The following is a 22,208-nucleotide window of genomic DNA, read 5'->3' as shown; positions in this document are numbered from 1 at the left end:
ACTTTCTTCGCGGCACCGGTAGTGTCGTCACCATGCGCGCACTCGAGAATCCGATCGTTCCAACCTTCGGTGAAGCCCTTGGCTCCTTCGGACCAATGGTTCTTTTACTGTCGGTCGGACTGTTCGCGATTTACCGACTGATCGTGAAGGTCGCGGGCAAAGGAAAGTCCGTGAGAGTGTCCCGGACCAAGTCGCTCCCGCACAAGGGCTAGCCGCGCTGCAAGTCGGCAACTACGGGACGTCGCCCCACCACCGAATGCCGGAAAACTCGTTGTTGAGTGGTCGGAGGAGTTCCACGTCCCGAACCTGGCCGTGCGGGCTGGGCTCGATGAGCTCCCCAAGCACCATTCCCCTAGCCGTATTCACCGGGTCCCGATGGGATGCATCGATTTCATTGAGGTCACAAACGGTGAAGACGAAACCAGCGATGTCGCCTCGCCAATCGTCGTAAACAATGGCCACGAGCGCATCGTCGAGGGCAGCGGTCTTCTTCAGACGGACCCGCCCTAGAGTGCTTGGGCTGATGAGCCCGAACGCCTCAGTGAATGCAGCCGCCCAGACAGCCGCAGCTACCCCCGTGACCCGCTGCCGTCCTTCACCCCTCGGCTGAAACGCAGTCACTAGTCTGTGCGCTTTGCGAGCAGTTTGCCGATCGCGCTCTTCTCCCACGATGCAAGCAGCTCAGCGGTGTCCTTGTAGACCTCGACGGCACCGGCTTCGGTGAGGTGAGCCGCCGTCGTTCCGCCCGACTCCACACCGATGCACGGCATCCCGAGTTCTTTCGCGGCGATAACGTCCCACACGGCGTCGCCCACAAAGACTGCGTTCTCCGAGCGCACGTCAACGGCCTCCAGCGGCGCTTCAAGGATGTTCGGCGCCGGCTTGCTGGCCTCTGCGTCGGTGGAGCTTGTTGCCGCATCGATGGCGTCGTCGGCATCAATCACCTGACGCAGAACATCCAATTCCGCCTGCTCTGCAGAAGAGGCGAGGACGACGGCGAGTCCCGACTCATGGGCGCGCAGCAGGACATCTCTGGCGCCGGGAAGGGTGCGCAACGACGGCCAATGTGTGGAGTAGACAGCGCCGTGCGAGGCCTTCAACGCCTCGTCGTGGTCCATATCCCGATCATCGCCCAGAAGCTCCGCAACCAGTTTGTCGCCGCCCATGCCCACACACCGGTGGATCTGCGCCATGGGAACATCGTGCCCGGCTTTCCGGAACGCTTGCCACCAAGACAGAACGTGCAGGTAGTTGCTGTCCACGAGCGTGCCGTCGACATCGAACAGAACACCTTTTCGCTGCGTCATCGTTTCTCTCTATTCGCTTCGTAAATAGTCCAGTTGTGCGCCCACTGAGGCCTCGGCCGCACCGCGGACCAAAGGATCCACGTCCCCATAAACATGGTCAGCTACCTGCTCAACCGTTGCTTCCGGTCCCAGCTCTTGAAGCGCTGCGCGGACCTGGGTGAGGCGCTGACTCCGATGCTCCAAATACGCTTCCGCCACCGCGCTCAGATCCGGCAGGATCGGACCGTGCGCTGGCAGAACCGTGGCTGGCCCCAACGCCCTGAGCAGCTCCAGTGATTCTAGATAGGCGCCCAATCGACCATCCGGGTAGTCGATGATCGTGGTGCCCCGGCCCAGGATCGTGTCACCCGTCAACACCGAGCCGTTAATGCCGTCGTCGGGCAGGTGAAAACTGACTGAATCAGAGGTATGACCGGGAGTAGCGAGCACACGCACCTCCACGCCGTCGGCGTCGATCACCTCGCCATCCACCAGTGGGCGCCCGCCGTGGCAATGCTCCGCAGCCAGGGCACGCACGGGTGCACCTGTCAGCTCGCGCAGGCGTTCGCTGCCAGCCGTGTGGTCCGGATGGCGATGCGTGATGAGGATCAGCCGGACATCCCCCACGGACGCCAGCAGCTGCAGGTGCGCCTCGTCGTCGGGCCCGGGATCCACCACCGTGCCAGCCCCAATGACATACGAGTTGGTCCCCTCCAGACTCATGGGGCCAGGGTTCGGGGCCAGCCTGAACCGGGTCAGGGGACTGCTGCGCTTTAAGGGATCGGGGGAACCGGCGTCGGGCGTTGTCATGGTCCAATCGTAGACACGGGTAGTCTGCTGTGGAGAAAGTATCCGGAAGAAGGTCCCATGCCAGCGGCGCCCGAAGCACCCGTTTTACCCCGTCTTGCGGTCAGCGTCATCATGCTGCGCCGCGACGCCGACGATCCCGTGGTGTTCATCCAGAACCGGGCGCACACCATGGACTTCGCTGCCGGAATGGTGGTGTTCCCCGGCGGCCGTGTAGACGGCAAGGACTACGTCACCGCCCGAAAGCCTGAGCTTTCCCGGGTAGCCGAACGGCACGCCTCCGCGTGGCAGAAGAGCGCCATAAGCGACGGCGGCGCGCGCTCAACCCGTGAGATGTCGGCGATCCTTTTGGCCGCTGCGCTGCGCGAAGTCGAGGAGGAAACAGGGGCTTCCCTGACGGCCGGCGAGCTGACGCCATGGGCCAACTGGGTGACGCCGTCGGGCATGCCCAAACGGTTCGACACCTACTTCTATCTCACCCAGCCAGCACCTTCGCTGGACCCCCGCCATCAGACCACGGAAGCGAGTTCCTCGCACTGGTCTTCCGTTCGGTCCATTCTCACGGAAGCCGACGACGGCGCACTGCAACTCATGCCGCCCACGCGCCACCTGCTCGAAGAACTGGTGGGCCTGGACCCGGATGACAAGCAGTTCCGCAGCGGACGGCCCATCGAGCCGGTGTGGGCTATGCTGCCCGGGCGGCCAGTGCTCTAAGTCTTTTCTGCGCGGTGCCTCTTCTTCGCCGCGGAGTCTGTCCATCTTTGGAAGGGCCCGACGGCGTGTTGCCCAGCTGACAAGGCACGATGCGGTTGCCGATGACCAAAGTGGAACAGATTCCGCGGTGGGGCGGACTCCCCGCGGTGGGATGGGTCGAATATCGCTGGCAGCGTGAAGTGGAGACCGCCTAACCGTCGTCGCGCATTTCCCGCAGGCGGTCGAGATCCCGGCGGTCCTTCTTTGTGGGTCGGCCGGCACCGCGGTCGCGCTGCGGTAGGCCAAGGGCTGGCAATTTGGGCCGCGCCGGCGTGTGGTCAGTGAAACAGTGCGACGCCGCCTCTGCACCAACGCGCTTGGCGATCAGCTGGCGTACTTCAAGGATGCGTTCGAAGCCCGGCTGGCGGACGCGAATGGTGTCACCGGGGACCACAATGTGTGCTGCCTTGGCGGGCTTGTCATTGAGCCGGACGTGGCCGGCCCTGCACGCGGTGGTCGCGGCGGAACGGGTTTTGTAGGCGCGGATGGCCCACAGCCATGCGTCGATCCGGACGGCGCCGGAAGAAAATGCGCTCATGATGGAACCTGATCAGTCTGGACGGATATCAAGGCCGAGGTTCCCTGCTAGAACAATGGCCTGCTGCATGTCTACCACAGCCTTTTTTACATTTGTTTCCTGCGGGTCAAGGGACACGAGGTTGCTGCCGCGCAGATCCGCCCCGCTGAAGTCGGCGCCGTCGAGCCACGCACCCCCGAGATCGACGTCGCGGAACGTACCGCCAGAACACTTCACCCCGCGCAGATCGGCCTCGCTCATCCGCACGGAGTTGAACACTGCCTTGGACAGCTCGGCGCCCGGCAACGCCACCATGGACCAGTTGCCGCCGTCGATCCTGGTGATGTTGAAGCTGCACTTCTGGAATATGCTGCCCACCATCCGGCACCCGGTGAACGCGGCGTCGAAAAAGTTGCAGTGCGCAAACGTGCAGTTCGCGAAAGAGCTGTCCGTGAATGCGGCGACGTTGAAGGACGCCCGCTTGAACGTGCAGTGGTCGAAAGAGGCGCCCGTCGCCGTCGCCTCCGTCAGGTCCAGATCAGAGAACGTGACGTCGGTGAACTCCTCGCCGGAAAGATCCCGGGCGTACCAGTCCTCGGACGAGCGCATGGTGTCGGTCATGAGTTCAGTACATCATCCTTGGCGCGGGTCTGTTGTGCACGTCAGGGGCACCGGATTGCCGCGCGAGCCCCTGACCTGCATGACAGAGTCACGCCAGAGCCCGCGATCTGCACAACAGGCGGTGGAACACGTTCACTCAGCGACCTCGGCCTCGAGGTCCTTGATCCAGCTGCCCTTGCGCATGACGGCAGAGACCGTGTGCTGATCGTTGAGGACTACGACGTCGGCGTCCATTCCGGCGCACAAGCTTCCGACACGGTGGGATAGGCCAAGGATTCCCGCGGGGACAACGGTCGCTGAACGGACCGCGTCTGCGAACGGCACGCCTGCCGCAAGGGTGGTCCGCAGAACGTCGGCCATGGTTGCTGTGCCTCCGGCGATGGCGCCGGTGGAGGTCAGCGTTGCCTGGCCGTCACTGACGCGTACTTCACTCGAGCCCAGCCGGTGGATGCCGTCGTCGAGCCCGGCAGCGGCCATTGAGTCCGTGATCAGCGCAATGTTCTCGGCCCCTGCAAGTTCGAAGGTTGTGGTGATCATGAACGCATCCACGTGGTTTCCGTCTGCTATCAGCTCAACGATCGCTTGGCCCTTGGCGGCATCGCGCAGACAAGCCAGCGCGGCTCCCGGAGCACGGTGGTGGATGGGTGGCATGCCGTTGAAGAGGTGCGTGATCGTTGGCACGGCCCGTCGGTTCTCCTGGGGGTGGGACGCCAGCAACCCTCGTACGTGAGCCAGGGACTTTGCGGCCGTGACGGCGTCGGCGTCGGTGTGTCCCAGTGAGGGCAGTACGCCGTGTTCTGTCAGGAGCTCCAGCAGCTGCGTGGAACCTGGAAGTTCGGGGGCGTAGGTCATGACCCGGAGCGTGCCCTGGGCGGCGTTGAGCAGTTCCAGCGTCAGCTCCGGGTCAGGCTCCCGTAGCCACTCTGGGTTCTGCGCACCGCGACGGCAGTGCGAGAGGAAAGGCCCCTCAAGGTGGCTGCCGGCGACAAGATTCTCCTCGGTCAGTGAAGCAAAGAGTGTGAGGCCCTGGAGCAGGTCTTCCCTGGCGGCGGTGACTAGACTGGCCGCCAGCGTTGTTGCCCCGTGCAGGTGCAGCTGATGGAGGCCGTGCCGGATGCTTGATTCCGACGACGACGAGAAATCTGTGCCGAAGCCGCCATGACAGTGAACGTCCACAAATCCGGGGACAAGGATCTGCCGTGGATCCACGACTACTGGATCCGGCCAGCCCTCTAAGGGGAACCCGCTGGACTCGCCGGCATAGGCAATGACGCCGTCGGCCACGGCTAGAATTCCCGACGCGTAGTGGTCGACGCCGGTGTTCAACTGGCCGGCGATAACGGACTTCTGTTGGTGATTCACTGCTCCCCTGATGCTTTGGTGAGCGTTGTCTTGATGAGGGTTGCCTTGGTGAGGGTTGAGCTGGCCAGTAGTGCCGCGCCAAGCAGCCCGGCCGATGGGCCAACGCGGGAAAGGCTGAGCACTGGCGGTTTACGCCACGGAAGCATGCTCTCCACTGCAGCCTGAAGGGGCGACAGGAGTGTGGGTCCCGCTACTGCCAGGCCACCCCCGATGATGATTTCTTCTGGATCCAACAGGGAGGTCAGCGTGGTCACCGCCGTGGCGAGTGCATGAATGGCTTCGGACCAGATTCGGGCCGCGACAGGGTCGTCGTTGATCAGGCTCGGAATGTCAGCTGTGGAACTGGCCCTGGTGCCGCCGGCTGCACGGTAGCGGTTCAGGATGGCGCTGGCAGAGGCGTAAACCTCTAGGCAACCGGCGCTCCCGCACGAGCAGGTTTCTCCGCCGGGAAACACCTGGATATGCCCCAGTTCTCCGGCCTGACCCAAGGCGCCCTGAATTATCTCTCCGCGGCTGACGATAGCTGCGGAAATGCCAGTACCGATGGGGATAAATACACAATCCTGGAGGTCCGCCCGTACCGACATCTCGGCACGGGCGGCCGTCCTGGCATCGTGATCGATGACTACTGGAAGACCAAACTGTTTCTGGAGGTCACTGCCAAGGGGCAGATCTTTCCATCGTAGGTTGGGAGCGAAACTGATGACCCCGCGCTGTGAGTCCACGGGACCGGGACTGCCCACGCCTATAACTCGTGGCTCCAGCCGCAGGAGTTCTGCCTGCCTCACCAGCGTTTCCACAGCGGTCACGACGCTGTTGTAAGCGTTGGACGTGGCCGAAAAGGTTGGAACGCTGATGGGCTCCGAAACCAGCTCATTTCCTACGAAGATGGCCGCCTTGATGGTTGTTCCACCAATATCGACTGCCAGCACCGCGGCTTGGTTCATGGTCGTCATCGTGTGTTGCAGTCCTTGCTACTTGACCAGGCCGTTGGGGCGTTTGGGCACCAGCAAGTCTGCCACGACGGGCAGGTGATCTGACGCCGATGTTGTGATGACTTCAGCGGAGAGCAGTTTGATGTCCTGTGAGGCGAGGATGTAGTCGATGCGGATGGTCGGGTTCTCCACGGATCCGCTGCCGGGCACACCGTCAATGTCCGGTGCAAAGGTGTAGTCCTCGTTTTGTCCGAGCGTCTTGAACGTATCGGTCAGGGTTGAGAAGAGCGGCTGGAGTTCTGGCGCATCCGGTTCAGCATTCAGGTCACCGACTACTACGGTGGGCCGCTTTGTTTTGCCCGTGATATCAAGAATTTCCTGTACCTGGAGTTCGCGCTGTTCGGCCCGCTGAAAATCGAGGTGGGTGCTGTAGAAGGACATGTGGGCGCCCTTCACGTTGATGACTGCTTCAAGTAGTCCGCGCTGTTCCGTTGGCCGTTCCTCATAGTCGATGTTTTCGAGGAGGTGATTTTCAGACGAGATGATGGGGTACTCGCTGAGAATTGCAGTCCCGTACTGGCTGTGCTCGGTCTGACCGCGTTGTGGTTCCAGATCCAGGTTGGCCCCGTAGGTGAAGTGCATGTCCAGACGGTCGGCGAGCCAGGCGGCCTCGTCGAGGAATTCGCTGCGTGAGGACCAGTGGTTGTCCACCTCCTGGAGCCCGATGATGTCCGCGCCTGAATCCTCGATGACGCTGGCTGTGCGTTCAAGATCAAGGACGTTGTCGCTGTCCGCGCCGTAGTGGATGTTGAAGGACATGACGGTCACTTCTTGTGGCTTGTCCTTGCCCTGTGCATCGGCTTGGGCCGCCGGTGCACAGAGGATTGCGCCGGTGGCGGCAAGCGCGAACGCGGAACTGGTTGCGATCAGTTTTTTGAACATGTTGATGACTTCCTTTCGGGTTCCTTTAGTGATGCCGTGCGTTAAGCACTGGTGGAAAAATGGGTTGGCCATCCAGAACCTCGGTGAGTGGGATGGGAGCAATGATTTCGCCGGTGAACTCTCCGTCCACACTGTTCCCGAAGCCAAAGAGGACCCACTGGCCATCGCGGGTGCGGAACAATTGCGTTGCATAGATGCCCGGGATGAAGAAGGGGGAGCCGCCTTCAATGTCCCAGGGTCCCAGAATGCTCTCTCCGCGGGCGATCCACGTTCCCGTGTTGTGCTCGGAGGCGGGCATTCCGGGAGCGTACTCCGGCAGGCACGAGAAGAGGAGTACAAACTCGCCGTCGACCTGGTGGGTCTGGAGCACTTCCATTTCGCCGAATCCTGCTGGCGCGGAGAGGGGCGGCTGGATGTCCCAGTTTTCCAGGTCAGGGCTGACGGCGTGCCCGACGACGGCGCGTTGGGCGGGATCGCCGGTGGCGGCTCGGGCCGTTATCAGCATGTGCCATTGGTTGGTGTCCTCGTCGAAGAAGACGAACGGATCCCGCCACGCCTCGTCCGGCCAGGTCCCGTTTCCGAGTTTCTCGTACCAGCGGGCATCCGCTTCAAGGGGCGGCTGCTCGGAGCGGGTCCACGAAACCAGATCATTTGAGACCGCGGAGCCGATCCGCTGCTGCAGGCCGTCTTCGGCGCGGCTCACCCCGGTGTAGAAGAGGTGCCAGCGTCCGTCTGGTCCTTGTACCGTGGAGCCGGTCCAGGTGGCCAGGTCATCCCAGGCTGGTCCCTCGGAAGCCGACAGCGCGTTGGGCAGATGCGTCCAGTCCTCTAGATTCGGGGACGTGGAGTGCCCTATCGACGCGCGGTGATGTCGTTTCTGCGGGTCTTTCAAGGACCGGTCCGCTTGGAGGTAGAACAGGTGGTAATTCTCGCCGTCGTCGGTGAGCCAGCTATCCCACGCCCAATGTTCTTCGAGACGAAACGTCATGCTGATCCCTTTCCCAGAGATGATTTGGCGGTCTGCACCGAACGGTAGTAGTCCCGCAGCGAGAGGTTGCTGGCAGCCTCTTCGTCGAGGACGAAGGTTATCCGAGGGTGAAACTGGAGGATCGACGCCGGACATAGCCCGGCTACCGGGCCCTCCACCGCCGCCGCGACTGCCGCCGCCTTATGCGTTCCCTGCGCCACGAGAACTATTTCGTGCACGTCCATGATGGTGCCCAGTCCCTGGGTGATGCAGTGGGTGGGAACGGCGTCGGGGGCTTCGAAGAAGCGTGCGTTGTCCTCCCGCGTCTGGGAGGAGAGCGCCTTGATCCTTGTGCGGGATGATAACGACGACGTCGGCTCGTTGAACCCGATGTGCCCGTTCGCGCCGATTCCCAGAATCTGAAGGTCGATTCCGCCGTGATCGGAGATTGCCTGCTCGTAGTCCAGGCAGGCCTGGTCCAAGTTGGTGGCGGCGCCGTCGGGCACGTGAATGTTCGCCGGGTTCAGCCCGAGCGGCACCGTGATTTCCGACTCCACGAATGTTGCGTAGCTGCCGGGGTGGTGGGCGGGAAGACCAACGTATTCGTCCAGGGCAAAGCACTGTACGTCCTCGACCTGTAGTGATTCACGCTCTTTCCGGTTGGCGAGCGCCCGGTAAGTGGCCAGGGGAGAGGATCCCGTTGCGACGCCGAGAACTATGCCGGGGTTCCGTTGGATTCGCTCGGCGAACAGATCGGCAACGTAAGCGCCGACGTCGGCCGGGCGGGGCAGGATGAGAACTTCCAACGGTGATCCTTTCTGGACGGGGGTTTATGAGTGGGTCAGCCTTTGACGGCTGAGCTGGCAACGCCTTCGATGAACCACCGTTGGAAAATCAGGAAAACCACGATGACGGGGATGACCAGCAGGACCCCGAACGCCATGACCTGCCCCCATGCTGGGGGGAGTTGCCCGGCAAAGACACTGATCTGCAGTGGTAGGGGTCTCAGGTTCGGGTCCGAAATCATCAGCACCGGCCAGAGGAATGAACCCCATTGGGTGAGGAACGTCAGAATGGCCACGGACGCATAAGCAGGCTTGCTCATGGGCGCAATGATGCGCCAGAAGATCTTCCACGGTCCGGCGCCGTCCATGAGGGCTGCCTCGTCAATGCTTCGGGGTATGCCGCTGAAGAACGAGTAGAACAGGAAGATGGCCAGCGCGTTTCCAACGAAGGGGACAATCTGGATCCACAGGGTGTTCCGTGCGTCGTTGTAGAGGTAGAACATGGGGACCGCGACTGCCTCGAAGGGGACGATCAGCAGCATGAGGATACTGAGCAGGATGATTTTCTGTCCGCGCCATTGAAGCCTCGAAAGGGCGTACGCCGCCATGGAGTTGACGATCAAGCCAAGCCCGACGACGGCGACGGTCACGGTGAAGGAGACGGCGAAGAACTGCCACAGGTGCCCGGTGCTGTCCGAGGAGAGACTGGAGGACACACCGGAGTAATTATGCAGGCCCCATTGTGAAACATCGAACACTTCAAAGCCGGCAAGGGTTTTGCTGGCCGGTGCCAGTGAGGCCGCGACCATGTAGGCCACGGGGGCAAGGAATAGGGTCCCGGTCACCAGTAGAGCGATGTAGTGGGGTACGTATGACGCTCGTCTGCGGCGGCTGATGTTCTGGGTTGGTGCTGTTGTTGTCTGCATCGCTCAGCCCTCCTGGGTCCGGGTTGCACGGCGCTGGATGAGGGACAGGATGACAACGATGACAAAGAACACCACGGAGATCGCGCTCGCTCGGCCAATGTTGTTCTGGTCGAAGGCGGCTGTCACCGCTTCGTACATCACGGTTCGTGTTGCTCCTTCATTGAGGCCCCCGCCGGATTTAGCCAGTACGTAGATCTGGTCGAACACTCGTAGCGACAGGATCATGGTGTAGAGCGCCACGAAGACAAGCGTCGTCTTGATGCCGGGAAGCGTGACGTGAAGGAAGCGCTGCCAGGGGCCGGCGCGGTCTAGTTCGGCCGCTTCGTAGAGCTCGCCGGGGACCTGCTGGAGTGCGGCCAGGAGAATGACCATCTGGAATCCGCAGCCCTGCCAGATGGAGAGGACTATAACGGATGCCAGCGCCGTCGTTTCGGAGCCGAGCCAGTCCTGAGCACCAAAGGCGCCGCCGGAGAAGAAGGCCAGGGCGGAGTTGAGCAGTCCCTGATCTCCGCGGGCAAGGATCAGCCGCCAGATGATGGCAACCAACGCAATGGGGAAGACCACGGGCAGGAAGTAGAGGGAGCGGAAGATCCCGACGCCGGGGATGCTCTTCTTGACCAGGAGGGCCAGGCCGAGGGCGAGGGCCGTCTGAACGGGCACCACCACGGCGGCGAAGATGAGGTTGTGTAGCAGTGCGCTGAGGAACTGTGCGGAAATATCCGGGTCGGTGAGGATCCGGGCGTATTGTTCAAGACCCATGAAGTTGGGGGAGCGCGGATCGCCCAAGCGGACGTTGTAGAGGGAGAACCCGATCGCTGCCACAAATGGCACTGCGACGAACAGGATGAGCAGCAGCACCGCAGGTGTTGCCATGAGCGGCCCGGCAAGACCGCCGGCCCGGTTCTTTTTCCTGGGGCGCCGAATGGTGTCGGCATTCGGAAGGGTTACGCCAGTTGAGGTAGCGATGGGGAGCTCCTACGTGCGAAGGAGCGGGGCCTGTGCGGCCCCGCTCCTGTTTCGGTTATTCGTCTTCGTAGCCGTTGTTGTCCGAGAAGTCGGAATCAATGGCGCGTGCTGCGGCGTCGAGTTCTTCCTTGACGTCCGCTCCTCCCCAGATGGCGAGGAGCGCACTGCCGAACGAGCTGGTCACCGTTGGGTAACCCGGTGTGACCGGGCGTGCCACGGCGATGCATTCTTCGGTTACGTCCTCTGAGCTGCAAGCGGATGCGAGGTTGTTGGCGAACATTTCCAGCGGCTTGTCCGGTCCGTAGAGTTCACTCTGCTCCAGCGCGGTGGTGCTACCCGGAACGGCCGCATTGGCTTCCACCATGGCGGCGATGCTTTCGTCCGTCATCAGGAAGTCCAGGAACGAACCAGCTGCTTCGGTGTTGCCCTCAGCTGCGGGGGTGACGCCCCACTGCCATGATCCGTGACCAGCCTTGGTCCCGTTGCCGAAGTCCGGCAGCGGCATCAAGACCAGGTCCTCACCGAGTGCTTCGCTGAACGTGGGGTACATCCAGTTACCGGTCCAGGTCAGTGCTGTTTGTCCCTCAGGGAAGGCGGTTCCGCTGGTGTTCGGGTCTGCGTATTCTTTCCAGGATGCCCACTGCTTGAGCGCGTCAACGTTTTCCTGGCTGTTGATGACTCCCTCAGCCTTGCCGTCCTTGATGAGGGTGCCGCCTGCGGACCAGACGTCCGGCGTCGTGGTGAAAGTGCCCCACTCGGCAGCGAATCCATTGGCCTCGCCGAGGTCTATGGCCTTGCCTGAGGCGCTTGTCTTGGCCAGCTTGGCGAGGTTCTCTTCGAACTCGTCGACTGTCCACGCTTCCTCGGCCGTCGTCGGAATGTCCTTGATCCCGGCCTTTTCGAGGAGTGCCTTGTTCCCCCACAGGCCCAGGCCGACGTCGAACATTCCCACTGCGTAGGTCTGGTCGTTGTAGGTTCCACTTTCGCTGACTCCCTCGATGCGATTATCGAGGGTGTCAGCGGAGAGGACGTCGTCCAGCGGTACGAGCTTGCGGTCGTAGGCAAAGGACGCCATGGTGGGCGCGTCCATTTCCATGACGTCGGGCAGCTCATCTGCGGAGGTGGCCTGGATGGTGCTGGTGTAGTCCGCCTCGGGAATGAGGGTCAGATTCGCGGTGACATCTTCCTGCGACGAGTTGAACTTCTTGACCAGTGCCTGCAGGGCCTCGGACTCGGCGCTCTGGCCGGTGTGCGCCCATACTTCGATGCTCCCGTCTTGTGAGCCTTCGCTGTCCGAGCCCCCGCCGGAACAGGCTGTCATGGCCAGCGCTATGGAAAGCCCGACGCCGATTGTCGCGGCGACATGACGCGACCTTCTTAAATGAAGCATGGTGTCCCTTTCGATCCCGAGTAAAACTCTTGAGGTGTGAGTATCTGACTAGCTTGGCCTAGACCAATTTCCAAGTCAATAGATTGGACTAGTCCATTTATTTGCGCGGTACCATCACTACATGGCTCTACCTGTCTCTGCTGCTCCCAAGTACTACGTACTCAAGGAAGAACTGCGCCTCCTCGTGGGGGAGTCGGAGCCGGGCGCGCCGCTTCCACCGGAGCGAGCTCTGGCGGTTCGTTACGCCACGTCGCGTACCACGGTGCGGCAGGCTATCGCCGAGCTGGTCGCTGAAGGAGTACTGAACCGGACGCAGGGGAAGGGCACTTTCATTGCGGCGCCGCACCCCACGTATGTCCGCCAGTTGACGTCCTTTTCTGAGGACGCAGTGGTTCAGAATCTGGAGAGTTCGTCGAGGATCGTTTCCGTGGACTCTGTTCCGGCTGATGCTCTGCAGGCCACGCAACTGGATGTGTCCCCGGGATCTTTACTGACCCGGGTTGAAAGAGTGCGACTGATTAACGGTGAACCGTTAGCGCACGAGATAGCCCACATTCCCGGTGACCTGCCCCATATTCGCGAGCGTCTGGATGAATACGGCTCGCTCTACTCGACGCTGAGCCGTTGCTACAGCATTGAGATCGCGGTCGCTGAAGACACAGTGGCAACCCGGGTTGCAGGACCGGATGAAGCGCGGCTGCTCGAGATTGAGGTGGGGGCGCCGCTGCTGATGATCCACCGCTTGGGGCTGGACGCAGATAGCAGACCCGTTGAATGGACAAAGTCGGTCTTCCGCGGCGACCGATTCCACTACTTCGCGCGAATGGACCGAACCTCTGAGTAGTTTGGGGTTCCGTGGCTGGCACTCACCCGTTCGATGGCGGTGGCCAGATGGCGTGCAGTAGGCGCGTCGCTTCCTCAACGTCGATCTGGGAATGGATGCTGATGTCGGCGAGGGCCCGAGCGGCGTCCACCACAGCGCGTGGCGTGGCCAGAGCTGTTGCACTGACGCGGGTTCCGCCTCCGGTTCGGGTGCTGATGAATCCTTCGGCTTCGAGAGACTTATAGGCCTTGGCTACTGTGCCAGGGGCGACGCCGAGGTCTTTTGCGAGTTGGCGAACTGAGGGTAGGCGCTCGGCGGCGCCGAGTCTGCCTGCGGCGATGAGTCCACGGATTTGATCACGGATCTGTTCGGCGGGCGGCGCCGATCCCGTCAAGGTGATGATCATGAGCGAACTCGCGTGACTGCCGCACGGCGCGCGCCTGTAGTCGACAGCAGAACCCCGACCCAGAGCGCGTATCCAACGCTCGCGGCCGCAAAACTTCCGACGGTGAGGATGGGCTCGAGGGCAGCAAACGAGGGACCGAACGTGGCAAGTACGTCTGCTTCGACCGGTACGGTGGCATGGAAGGACGCCGATCCTGCCACGGAGTTGAAGACCGCGGACAGGTGTAAGAGGAGTGCGCCGGATGCCACTGCCACTATATTGCGAGTCCTCCATCTGCGGGTAAGGACATCGTTGGCGTGGTCGACACCAAGCGCGGGGCGAGCGATCAGCCACAATGCGAGGACTGTCGCTGCAAGAAGGACGGCCAGCAGTGCGAGAGCGGGAACAGAGTAGTACCACCCGTAGATACCAGTCCCTATGGTCGTGGTCCCGAAATCAACAGTTATGCTGCGCCAGAGGCCCTCATCATCGGGCTCGGATGCCATCCCGGCCAGAACTGTGACGATGACAATGACCCCGACGATAGAGGCCATGCCGATGAACCACCTCTTCCGACCGAAACTGAATGGATTTCTGGGAGTCAGGTCGGCACTTCCTTGAGGGGAAGGCGTAGTCAGGGGGAACGCGAGGATAATGACCGCACAAATTCCCAGCGCGAGCGGTTTTGTGAATTGCGCGTCTGACAGCCACCGAGCGATTTCACTGGACAGTGGTGACGGAAACAACAGCGGAGCAGAAACCGTGCGCAGAAAAACTGCTCCGAGGAAAGCTACTCCTGACCCCAATGCTGTAAAGAGTGCAACCGCTCCAGACGTCGGTTTGGTTTTACGACCGTGGATCAGCCACCATGTGCCCCCGACCAGAATGCCCAAGATCATAGTGCCGAATACGAACCAGACGAGTAGAAGCATTGTGCCCTCACAACAGGGTAGGAGTGTATCAATCAGCAAGTACATTCAATGTATCACGTGATTGGTACGCTGCCGTAATTGTATCGACCAACTTTCCTGCCGGTCTGAAGGGGCTGCCCGAGAACCAGGGTTTGGTTCAACAACGCTCGCTGATGTGACCAGTGGTACCCCGAGGAGCAAGGTCGCGGTCCCGCAGGACGGTCTGCTGAGGTGTAGTGTCCCGAGAGCAGATTTCGAAGAAATCACCTCGAAGATCATCGGTGTACTCAATGTCGAGGACGTGTTTCCCATAAACCTCGGCGTACGCCGTGCACTCGGAATAGCGGTCGCATTCTTCGGTGGTGACGAAGTCGAACCCAATGTCCTGCTTCCCTACCGTGGCAAGTTCGGGGGTGTTCTTCTGAGAGGCTGCTAGGCCGGCCTCGTGGGTCGCTTTCACTAGGAGCTTCGCGAATGCGACTGCATGATCCATGCTCAACGCGGCTTTGGATCTAGTCCAAGAATCGAGATTGTCGAACTCGATGGCCCTAAAGCCCTTTGCTGAACAGTGGGCGATTGTTTGCTGGTGACGGTCAGCTATAGCGGAGCGTTTCGCGGCCGTAGAAATGTCCAATAGGTGTTCATCAGGCCAACCGGGGTCTACCAAAGGTTCTCCTGGAGCCGTGTTGAGGAGTAATGACTCCGGCCACACTTCGCCCGGCTGGGTTTGGAATCCGTTCACGTAACAGATGGAGTAGACCCCTTTGGCGGCTCTTCACGGTTGGTGGTGAATCCGGGGTTCGTGTCGTAGCAAAGTAAGGGCCCGTGGCCCTGTTGAGATGGATGTGTCTAGCATTCTTCTCAAGTCAGGAACCACGAGCCTTGAACCAGCCTACCCAGTCGTGCCCGGATGCGGCGACGACACTGTTCAATCTGCCCGACTACCGAATCGTCACCGCCGTTATGAACGGTGACGGTATCCGTGTTGTCACCATCGCCTCGGACTTCCCGCCGGGCTGCCCTGGCTGCGGCATGATTTCCACCCGGGTGCATTCGAGACGGAGACAGCGAGTTCGCGACATCCTTGTCGCCGGGCTGGTGAGCGTGTGGTGGGCCAAGCGCCGGTTCTTCTGTGACGAACCTGCCTGCACCCGGAAGACCTTTGCCGAGTCGACCCCGCAAGTGCCCCGCTTCGCCCGGTCTACGGCCAGACTCAAGGACACGCTCAAAGACGCCGTCGTCTCCTCCGGCAGAGCGGCCAGCGAGGTCGCGGCCGCGTTCGGGGTCTCCTGGTGGCTGGTCAACACTGTTGTTGTCGCTGCCGCCCTGGCGCTGCCATCGGTGGACCTGCTGACCCCGGCACGGCTGGGGATCGATGAGCACCGCTACCGATCCGTGCGCTGGTTCAAGGACCAGCAGAGCGGGAAATGGTCCCGGTTCGAGCCATGGATGTCCACCATCGTCGATGTCGATTCCGGCCAGGTACTGGGCATCGTGAACGGCCGCGACAGCCACGGCGTCGGGGCTTGGCTCAAGTCCCGACCCGCCGCCTGGCTGGCCGGCATCGAGACGGTCGGGATCGACCCGTCGGCGGCGTTCCGCAAAGCCTTGCGCGAGCACCTGCCCGATGCCGCCGTCAGCGTGGATCACTTCCACCTCGTCTTGCTGGCCAATGACATGCTCACCGGGGTCCGCCAGCGCGTCGCCCGGGAGCAACACGGCTCTTCGCGTTTCGTGGTGAATATCAGCGGGCTGATATTCACCACGAAACGCGAAGAGCCCCTTTGGCAGGCATGTCCGTGCTGTCTCGGGTGAGGACGCTAACGCCATCTGCTGGGACGTAACCCCCGTTGAGCTGGTAATCGAAGGATCCTGTTGTTGGCGGCAATGACACCTGGACGTTCGAGGTCTCAACATCCGCACAGCCGGTGCCAAAAAGTAAAAATGAGGTTACTCCGAGGCTCAAGAAACCCTTGGAGAATGGATGCATGAATTGAAGGTAACACGGACAAAGGTGTCGATTTCACTGCTCGATTACTGAAAGCGTTGCTCAGGGCGTTGTACCTGCATTACGTTGGCAATAGGGTAATCCGCGTATGTCACCCGGCCCCCTCCAGGAGGGACAGCGATGGAAGCCAAAACAGTTTCCGATTCCGAAATGATCCGGCTTCGTCGCTGGAACCTCAGCCTCACGCTTTTGCACGCAGCTCAGGTAATAGCAGTACTTGTGCTCGCCAATGGTTTTGCGATCACCGTAACGTCACAGTTCCCGTCAGGCCCACCGGGCGCAGCTTCACCAGCGCCTGAGCCCTTGTTCGATGTTGCAATAGGGCCTGTCATTGCAGTTTTCCTGGCGCTGGCTGCACTCGATCACCTCTTGACCGCCACCGTGTTCCGCTCTCGCTACGAGAAGGACCTGCGTGCTGGGATGAACCGCTTCAGATGGATTGAATATTCCGTCAGTGCCACGATCATGGTGGTCCTCATCGGCTTCTACAACGGTATTACAGGTATCACTGCAGTGGTGTTGGTTGTGGGTGCCAACGTGGCGATGATCCTCTTTGGCTGGTTGCAGGAGGTCATGAACCCGCCCGGCAGGGCTCACACCACTATGTTGCCGTTCTGGTTCGGTTGCATCGCAGGCGCTGCCCCGTGGGTGGCGATTCTCGTTAACCTGATTGGGGCCAGTGGCGGTGACGCCAATCAGGTCCCCGGGTTTGTCTACGGCATCGTCGTGTCGTTGTTCGTGTTCTTCATGAGCTTCGCCGTCAATCAGTGGCTGCAGTACCGCGGTGTCGGCAAATGGGCGAACTACGGCTATGGAGAAAAGGTTTACTTAGTGCTCAGCCTGGTAGCAAAGTCCGCGCTGGCCTGGCAGATCTTCGCTGGCTCACTCGCCGTCTAACGTCCACTTCAGAAGCTGAGCGTCACAAAGACGACCAGCAAACGTCATCGTCGATCGTGTAGAAGATCTGGTAGTCCCCCACTCGAACGCAAAATCCGGGTTGTCCCGAGGGGGTCCGCCCGCCTTATGCGGTGATCAGTTGATTTCAGGCAAGCGCATGCGGGTAGTCCGCCGCGCGTTCCTGGAAATCGAGGATCGCAGGGTTGACGATGACGCCGTCGCGAATCTCGATAGCACGCGCGATGGTGGAATCAGCGTCCCAGCTCTCGGGACCGCTCATGACCGTGCGCAGTGACGGGATCAGGGCCGAGCTGATCTCCCACGTCGCCGAGTTCCACAGGTACGACGGCGTGTGGTCCACTGCGTAGTAGACCACGTGGTCGCCGACCTCAAACGTGGGATTGGCAAAGGTGGTCATCTTGGCCCAGCTGAACGCCATGCCTTCATCGCAGGACACATCGACAATGAGGCTGCCCGGGCTGAACGCGTCCAGATCCGATTCGTCCAGGTACATCAACGGATTGTTAGGGTCCTGCAGGGTGCAGTTCACCACAATATCGCGCTCGGCAAGGAAAGGCGCCAATGGCATCCGTCCCCGGTCGGTGATGACGTTGCTGAGGTACGGGGCGTTTTCGTCATGATCGAACTGGGTGATCCGGACCGAGTGAATCGGTGATCCAACGGCGGCCACTGCACGGTTTGTCAGCACTTGGACGTCGTGAATGCCGTGCGCGTTAAGGGCCGTTACCGCGCCGCGAGCTGTAGCTCCGAAACCGATGACGACGGCGCTGAGGCGACGGCCGTAGTCGCCCGTTGATCCGGTCTGCTCCAGTGCGTGCAACACCGAGCAGTAGCCGGCCATCTCGTTGTTCTTATGGAAAACGTGGAGACCAAAACCGCCGTCGGACGCCCAGTGGTTCATGCTTTCGAAGGCGATCAACGTCAGCCGCTTATCGATGGCCAACTGGGTGATGTCGCGGTCCTGCACACAGTGTGGCCAGCCCCAGAGGATCTGGCCGTCGCGGAACTCTTCGAGGTCCGCCGGCTGAGGTTTTGGCAACACCACCACGTCCGCTGCCGCGAGGAGCTCCTCCCGCGGAGCGATCCGCCCCACGTACCCTGCGAGTTTCTCGTCCGAAATCCCGAAGCGTTCGCCGTAGCCCTGCTCAAGAATGATCTGCTCGCGAAGGTCCGCGTCAATGCGTTCAATGTGCGAGGGGTGAATGGCAAGCCTGCGCTCATCAGGCTTGCGCGTTGTGGCAAGAACTCCGAGTTTTAGAAGAGTCAAATGCTTCAGCGCTTCTTGTTGTTAGTGGTCAGGATGTCAGGCGTAGTGGCACCGGAGGCCTTTGCCTTTTTCTCGGTGCGCTTTTCCTTGAGGGACTTACCCGATTTTTTGGATGCGGACTGTCGGGGCGATTTGTCGGCCATGAGTGTCTCCTCAGCGCATCAAATAATGCTGCGCTTTAACAGGAGCAGTGATTTGCTCCGTACCCCTGACCATACGGCATTGCTCCTACTCGAGATGCTCGATGAGCGAGTCCATGAACGCCTCGCAAGCCTCGATCTGTTCCAGCTCAACGTATTCATTGGCCGCATGGGCGACGGCGATCTCGCCGGGTCCACAAACAACCGTTTCGATACCCACGCCGTGGAACAGTCCGGCCTCGGTTCCGTAGGTGACCTTCTCGTCAGTGGCCAGCCCGCCACAGTCCACAGCGAACTGGACGACGGCGGCGTCGTCATCCGTGTCCAGCCCCGGGCCGCGTGCTTTGGTGACCAGTTCGATGCTGGCTGCAGGGTTTTCTGCCTTCATCTCGGGTTCGAGCACGTCGACGAGGAACTCGCGTATTTGCGCGACGATGGGGTCTGCCTTAACGGTTCCCAGCGCGCGGAACTCGAACTCGACCTCGCACAGGTCAGGCACGGTGTTTCCGGCAATGCCTCCTGAGATCACGTTCACTCCGCCCGTGGTGAACGACACCGGGTAGGCGTCGTCGAACGGTCCGTTGTCCTTCCAGCCCTGGGTCAGCTGGCGGTAGAACTCGATGAAGCGACCTGCGTAGTGGATGGCGTTCAGGCCATTGGGAGTCAGCGAGGAGTGGGCGGCCACCCCATGGAATCGCGCGACGAACAGGTTGATCGATTTATGTCCGCGTACCACCCGCATGCCCGAGGGCTCGCCCACGATGCAGGAGTCCGCCTTGATGCCGTGCTCTGCGAACTGCCCGACCATCCGTTGAGCGCCAAGCAGCCCAACTTCTTCGTCGTAGGAGAAGGCTAGATGCAGTGGCTTGGAGAGTTTGGCCTGACTGATGTGCTCCAGCTTGCCGAGGATGACGCCGAGGTAGCCCTTCATATCCGCTGTCCCGCGGCCATAGAGCCGGCCATCACGTTCCTGAACGGTGAACGGATCACTGTCCCAGTTCTGCCCATCGACCGGTACAACGTCGGTGTGCCCGGACAGGATGACGCCGCCTTCTGTAGTCCCATCGTGTGCCGGGAACGTCGCGAAGAGGTTGGCCTTGCGGACCTCGGCGTCGTCCTCGTTGGCAAGGATCAACGGCTCGACGCCGTACTTGCGCAACTCGTCGGCGATGCAGTCGATCAGGTCAAGGTTGGAGTCACGCGAGGTGGTGTCAAAGGAGACGAGGCGGGTGATCCAGTCCAGCGAAGAATTCATTTGCCGACTCTACCCGGGGTGGTGCGATCGTCGTCAACGCGGTGTCGATAGGGAATCGCGAAGTTGCCGTCTCAGGGATGCCCATAGACGCTTGACCGGTGACCCAGGGTCACGATGACGATCAGTAGGATGTCGTCGACGACCGTATAGATAATGCGGTAATTGCCCACTCGTACGCGGAAGCCCGGCCTGCCTTGCAGCGCCTTGGCGCTTGGCGGGTGTGGGTTTGTGCCCAGAAGTGCGATGGCGCCCTGAACGCGAGCGCGGTCCTGGTGGTCAACTTTCCGCAGTGCCTTCACTGCGGCCGGTCGCAGCTCGATTCGGTAGGTGCTCATTCCCAACCGAGATCGGACTTGACCTGCGCCCAGGGAATGTTGTCGCCTTCCTCGGCAATAGCATCATCAAAAGCCGCTGCATCCTCAGCGTCTTCGAGGGCTTCCAACATCTTTTCGTACTGTTCAGGACTGAGGACGACTGCGGTGGGTCGCCCGTGGCGTTCGAGGAACACGGCTTCGGTTTTACTTCGCTCCAGAACTTCAGGAAAACGACTGCGCGCGTCCGTAACGCTCATTGTTGACATGATTTAAGTGTACGTTTCTAATTGAAGAATGTACAGAAGTTACGCCTCGCCAAGTCAGCGACCTTCAGCGACTCTATCCACAACGTAAACCTGCCTGAGGGGCATGCGGACCCGCCATTTAGCTGGAAGTAAATCGTAGTGCTTCAAAGTGAGGTCAACGACATCTGCTCCAGTAAGGAGTCTCAAGTTCTGCCGCTCTCGTTCGTAGCCCCAGGCCTCCTTGGTGTAATTACCAAGGCAAACAAATAAGGCCATTTCACCTTGGGCCAAAGTGCCACTGAGTCGCTGAACGTCTGGTCGCGACTGCTGGGCCGCTGTGTGTTTGCACTGCACTTTTATCTGAGGTGGCTCAAGGCCGAGAGGATCGCGGTGGGCGATGACGTCGATGCCTCCATCGGACGAGAAAGGCGTCACTCGCGCTTGGTAGCCCATGGCACGCAGAAGGTCAGCCGTGAAGTGCTCGAACTCTTCATGGCTCAGCTCTTCGAGGAGTGCTTTGAGAATGGTGTCGTGTGCAAATTGCTCTAGGCGAGTGGCACTTGGCTCGTCTTCAGCCCATTCCTCGGCTGCTTCTTGCGGCGCTACCGCTGGCTGTGGATCAACGGCACCTTGCTGATTACCTGCGAGGAACGCGTTAAACACTTTGTCGTTGTTCTTGACGCGGAACAATGTCAAAGCCGAGCCAATTTCGTATAGTGCTTTCTGCGGAAACAGCCCGCGAGAGACTCCGGTATGTAACCATTCAACACGACGACGGTGCGGATGAATCGGTTCGTTGACCTCGAACTCGTACGGACCCACGACGCGGCCGAAGTTCAGGGTGCTGTCTCGCTTATTCGGAGCAATGACGATGTCGCCTGGCTCCATCTCGAACGCGAACCGCAGTAGAATTCCTGCCCAGACCGGATAAGCGCCGGGTTTTTCGTCGGGGTATTTTCGCTCCAGAGCTTCCTTGAGTTGAGCGCGGCTACTACCGATGGCCCGGATATCACCGATCTCCCAACCAATGCTGACGAATCCCTCGTCGACCAGTTCGTCCGTCAGTGCGTCGTTGTGAATTCCCCAGATAGTCTTCAATTTTCCCCTTATTCAGCTTGATTGCCTGCGTCCGTTACTCACCGATAAACGACGCCGGCAACAGCTCAGCGCCGATAACGCCCACGAGCAGCGACGGGGCGATTTTCTCTCCGCGACGCAGCACGCTGATTTGGCCGGTTGGTTCGAGTATCACGCACGCCACTTCCTCAAGCGAACGGATACCAGCCAGACGCAGCCGCGTGTGCACCTCACTGGCAACGATGTGCGATCTCTTGAGGTTCTCATCGAGCAACAGTGGCCCTGCCATCAGAAGGACAGCAGGACTGTTAACAATCTGGGCGGCCTTACGGTTGCGCCGGAGCTCACCGGTCAGTGCCTGAAGGACAAAGAGCGTGGTGATGCCCAGGAGCCCGGCCACGAGCGTAGGAGTGTCGCCGAGGATGGCTCGACCAATGACCGCACCGAGGGCGATAATCGCGGCGATGTCGAAGCTCGAGAGGCTGGCCAGCGTGCGTTGACCGAGGTATCGCACGAGTAGGAGCACCGCGACGTAGAAGACGATCGACGAGATGACCACCCTCGCCGCATCGACCCAATCAAGCCCGAATTCCGTCCACATGTACAGC

At 60.8% G+C, this 22,208-nt stretch carries 27 protein-coding genes and 1 pseudogene; 5 read left to right on the top strand and 23 right to left on the bottom strand.

Annotation, left to right across the window (positions count from 1 at the left end; translation table 11 throughout):
• Nucleotides 1-32: 32 nt before the first annotated feature.
• Complete coding sequence (locus tag JOE65_RS00745) at nt 33-212, top strand: hypothetical protein (RefSeq protein ID WP_205161455.1); 180 nt, start codon at nt 33-35, stop codon at nt 210-212.
• A gap of 19 nt (nt 213-231) precedes the next feature.
• Here the strand turns inward: JOE65_RS00745 and JOE65_RS00740 are convergent, their stop codons facing one another.
• From JOE65_RS00740 to JOE65_RS00730, 3 genes are read right to left on the bottom strand one after another with little or no spacing between them, the layout of a single operon-like run.
• Nucleotides 232-621, bottom strand: a complete 390-nt coding sequence (locus tag JOE65_RS00740; protein ID WP_205161454.1) for a hypothetical protein — start codon at nt 619-621, stop codon at nt 232-234.
• Nucleotides 621-1,307, bottom strand: coding sequence for an HAD family hydrolase (locus JOE65_RS00735; RefSeq protein WP_205161453.1), 687 nt, complete (start codon nt 1,305-1,307; stop codon nt 621-623). Before JOE65_RS00735 ends, JOE65_RS00740 begins: the two co-directional genes overlap by 1 nt.
• A gap of 9 nt (nt 1,308-1,316) precedes the next feature.
• Nucleotides 1,317-2,096 (bottom strand): MBL fold metallo-hydrolase, encoded by a 780-nt coding sequence (locus JOE65_RS00730; RefSeq protein ID WP_205161452.1) that lies wholly within the window; start codon nt 2,094-2,096, stop codon nt 1,317-1,319.
• Between the two features lie 57 nt (nt 2,097-2,153).
• On the opposite strand from JOE65_RS00730, the gene JOE65_RS00725 reads away from it, so the two are divergent.
• Nucleotides 2,154-2,807, top strand: a complete 654-nt coding sequence (locus JOE65_RS00725; protein ID WP_205161451.1) for an NUDIX hydrolase — start codon at nt 2,154-2,156, stop codon at nt 2,805-2,807.
• Nucleotides 2,808-2,997: 190 nt separating this feature from the next.
• Here the strand turns inward: JOE65_RS00725 and JOE65_RS00720 are convergent, their stop codons facing one another.
• The 10 genes from JOE65_RS00720 to JOE65_RS00675 all read right to left on the bottom strand — a co-directional run bounded on the left by JOE65_RS00720 (nt 2,998) and on the right by JOE65_RS00675 (nt 12,257).
• Nucleotides 2,998-3,384 carry an RNA-binding S4 domain-containing protein gene (locus JOE65_RS00720; RefSeq protein ID WP_205161450.1) on the bottom strand — a complete coding sequence of 129 codons (387 nt, stop codon included), beginning with the start codon at nt 3,382-3,384 and terminating at the stop codon, nt 2,998-3,000.
• A gap of 12 nt (nt 3,385-3,396) precedes the next feature.
• The gene (locus JOE65_RS00715) at nt 3,397-3,984 is read right to left on the bottom strand and encodes a pentapeptide repeat-containing protein (RefSeq protein WP_205161449.1); all 588 of its coding nucleotides are present in this window, start codon (nt 3,982-3,984) and stop codon (nt 3,397-3,399) included.
• A 132-nt stretch (nt 3,985-4,116) separates the two neighbouring features.
• The gene (locus JOE65_RS00710) at nt 4,117-5,346 is read right to left on the bottom strand and encodes an amidohydrolase family protein (protein WP_205161448.1); all 1,230 of its coding nucleotides are present in this window, start codon (nt 5,344-5,346) and stop codon (nt 4,117-4,119) included.
• Nucleotides 5,343-6,302 carry an ROK family protein gene (locus tag JOE65_RS00705; RefSeq protein ID WP_205161447.1) on the bottom strand — a complete coding sequence of 320 codons (960 nt, stop codon included), beginning with the start codon at nt 6,300-6,302 and terminating at the stop codon, nt 5,343-5,345. The genes JOE65_RS00710 and JOE65_RS00705 overlap by 4 nt, the downstream gene beginning before the upstream one ends.
• An 18-nt stretch (nt 6,303-6,320) precedes the next feature.
• Complete coding sequence (locus JOE65_RS00700; RefSeq protein ID WP_205161446.1) at nt 6,321-7,223, bottom strand: endonuclease/exonuclease/phosphatase family protein; 903 nt, start codon at nt 7,221-7,223, stop codon at nt 6,321-6,323.
• A gap of 25 nt (nt 7,224-7,248) precedes the next feature.
• On the bottom strand, nt 7,249-8,211 hold the full coding sequence (locus tag JOE65_RS00695) for a glycoside hydrolase family protein (RefSeq protein WP_205161445.1): 963 nt from the start codon (nt 8,209-8,211) through the stop codon (nt 7,249-7,251).
• Nucleotides 8,208-8,996, bottom strand: a complete 789-nt coding sequence (gene nagB, locus JOE65_RS00690; protein WP_205161444.1) for a glucosamine-6-phosphate deaminase — start codon at nt 8,994-8,996, stop codon at nt 8,208-8,210. The genes JOE65_RS00695 and nagB overlap by 4 nt, the downstream gene beginning before the upstream one ends.
• A gap of 35 nt (nt 8,997-9,031) precedes the next feature.
• Complete coding sequence (locus JOE65_RS00685) at nt 9,032-9,901, bottom strand: carbohydrate ABC transporter permease (RefSeq protein ID WP_239536567.1); 870 nt, start codon at nt 9,899-9,901, stop codon at nt 9,032-9,034.
• Between the two features lie 3 nt (nt 9,902-9,904).
• Entirely contained in the window at nt 9,905-10,774 is an 870-nt protein-coding gene (locus tag JOE65_RS00680) for a carbohydrate ABC transporter permease (protein WP_205161443.1), read from the bottom strand.
• Between the two features lie 148 nt (nt 10,775-10,922).
• Nucleotides 10,923-12,257, bottom strand: a complete 1,335-nt coding sequence (locus JOE65_RS00675; RefSeq protein ID WP_205161442.1) for an ABC transporter substrate-binding protein — start codon at nt 12,255-12,257, stop codon at nt 10,923-10,925.
• 121 nt (nt 12,258-12,378) lie between these two features.
• On the opposite strand from JOE65_RS00675, the gene JOE65_RS00670 reads away from it, so the two are divergent.
• Entirely contained in the window at nt 12,379-13,101 is a 723-nt protein-coding gene (locus JOE65_RS00670) for a GntR family transcriptional regulator (RefSeq protein WP_205161441.1), read from the top strand.
• A gap of 22 nt (nt 13,102-13,123) precedes the next feature.
• Here the strand turns inward: JOE65_RS00670 and JOE65_RS00665 are convergent, their stop codons facing one another.
• From JOE65_RS00665 to JOE65_RS00655, 3 genes and pseudogenes are all read right to left on the bottom strand, one after another.
• Nucleotides 13,124-13,486, bottom strand: coding sequence for a GntR family transcriptional regulator (locus tag JOE65_RS00665; RefSeq protein WP_205161440.1), 363 nt, complete (start codon nt 13,484-13,486; stop codon nt 13,124-13,126).
• Nucleotides 13,483-14,019 (bottom strand): hypothetical protein, encoded by a 537-nt coding sequence (locus JOE65_RS00660; protein WP_205161439.1) that lies wholly within the window; start codon nt 14,017-14,019, stop codon nt 13,483-13,485. The genes JOE65_RS00665 and JOE65_RS00660 overlap by 4 nt, the downstream gene beginning before the upstream one ends.
• Nucleotides 14,020-14,533: 514 nt before the next feature.
• Nucleotides 14,534-15,133 (bottom strand): annotated as a pseudogene (locus JOE65_RS00655) (endo alpha-1,4 polygalactosaminidase); the annotation flags it as partial.
• Nucleotides 15,134-15,258: 125 nt separating this feature from the next.
• Here JOE65_RS00655 and JOE65_RS00650 point away from each other — a divergent pair.
• Nucleotides 15,259-16,191, top strand: a complete 933-nt coding sequence (locus tag JOE65_RS00650; protein ID WP_205161437.1) for a transposase — start codon at nt 15,259-15,261, stop codon at nt 16,189-16,191.
• A 313-nt stretch (nt 16,192-16,504) separates the two neighbouring features.
• Nucleotides 16,505-17,281 (top strand): heliorhodopsin HeR, encoded by a 777-nt coding sequence (gene heR, locus JOE65_RS00645; protein ID WP_205161436.1) that lies wholly within the window; start codon nt 16,505-16,507, stop codon nt 17,279-17,281.
• Between the two features lie 145 nt (nt 17,282-17,426).
• Here heR and JOE65_RS00640 read toward each other — a convergent pair whose 3' ends face one another.
• From JOE65_RS00640 to JOE65_RS00610, 7 genes are all read right to left on the bottom strand, one after another.
• A complete protein-coding gene (locus JOE65_RS00640) occupies nt 17,427-18,569 on the bottom strand; it encodes a N(5)-(carboxyethyl)ornithine synthase (RefSeq protein WP_239536566.1) in 1,143 nt (380 codons plus the stop codon).
• A 5-nt stretch (nt 18,570-18,574) separates the two neighbouring features.
• Nucleotides 18,575-18,712, bottom strand: coding sequence for a hypothetical protein (locus JOE65_RS00635; protein WP_205161435.1), 138 nt, complete (start codon nt 18,710-18,712; stop codon nt 18,575-18,577).
• 85 nt (nt 18,713-18,797) lie between these two features.
• Nucleotides 18,798-19,964, bottom strand: coding sequence for an acetylornithine deacetylase (gene argE, locus JOE65_RS00630; RefSeq protein WP_205161434.1), 1,167 nt, complete (start codon nt 19,962-19,964; stop codon nt 18,798-18,800).
• Between the two features lie 71 nt (nt 19,965-20,035).
• Nucleotides 20,036-20,299 (bottom strand): type II toxin-antitoxin system RelE family toxin, encoded by a 264-nt coding sequence (locus tag JOE65_RS00625; protein ID WP_205161433.1) that lies wholly within the window; start codon nt 20,297-20,299, stop codon nt 20,036-20,038.
• On the bottom strand, nt 20,296-20,544 hold the full coding sequence (locus JOE65_RS00620; RefSeq protein WP_205161432.1) for a type II toxin-antitoxin system Phd/YefM family antitoxin: 249 nt from the start codon (nt 20,542-20,544) through the stop codon (nt 20,296-20,298). Before JOE65_RS00620 ends, JOE65_RS00625 begins: the two co-directional genes overlap by 4 nt.
• A gap of 54 nt (nt 20,545-20,598) precedes the next feature.
• On the bottom strand, nt 20,599-21,621 hold the full coding sequence (locus JOE65_RS00615) for a restriction endonuclease (protein ID WP_205161431.1): 1,023 nt from the start codon (nt 21,619-21,621) through the stop codon (nt 20,599-20,601).
• 34 nt (nt 21,622-21,655) lie between these two features.
• Nucleotides 21,656-22,201 (bottom strand): DUF421 domain-containing protein, encoded by a 546-nt coding sequence (locus tag JOE65_RS00610; protein ID WP_205161430.1) that lies wholly within the window; start codon nt 22,199-22,201, stop codon nt 21,656-21,658.
• Nucleotides 22,202-22,208 lie beyond the last annotated feature (7 nt).

The organism is Arthrobacter roseus (assembly GCF_016907875.1).
In the GTDB taxonomy this organism is placed as follows: domain Bacteria; phylum Actinomycetota; class Actinomycetes; order Actinomycetales; family Micrococcaceae; genus Arthrobacter_J; species Arthrobacter_J roseus.
Note: the sequence above shows the minus strand (reverse complement) of the source record. Positions and strands in the feature narration are given on the sequence as shown.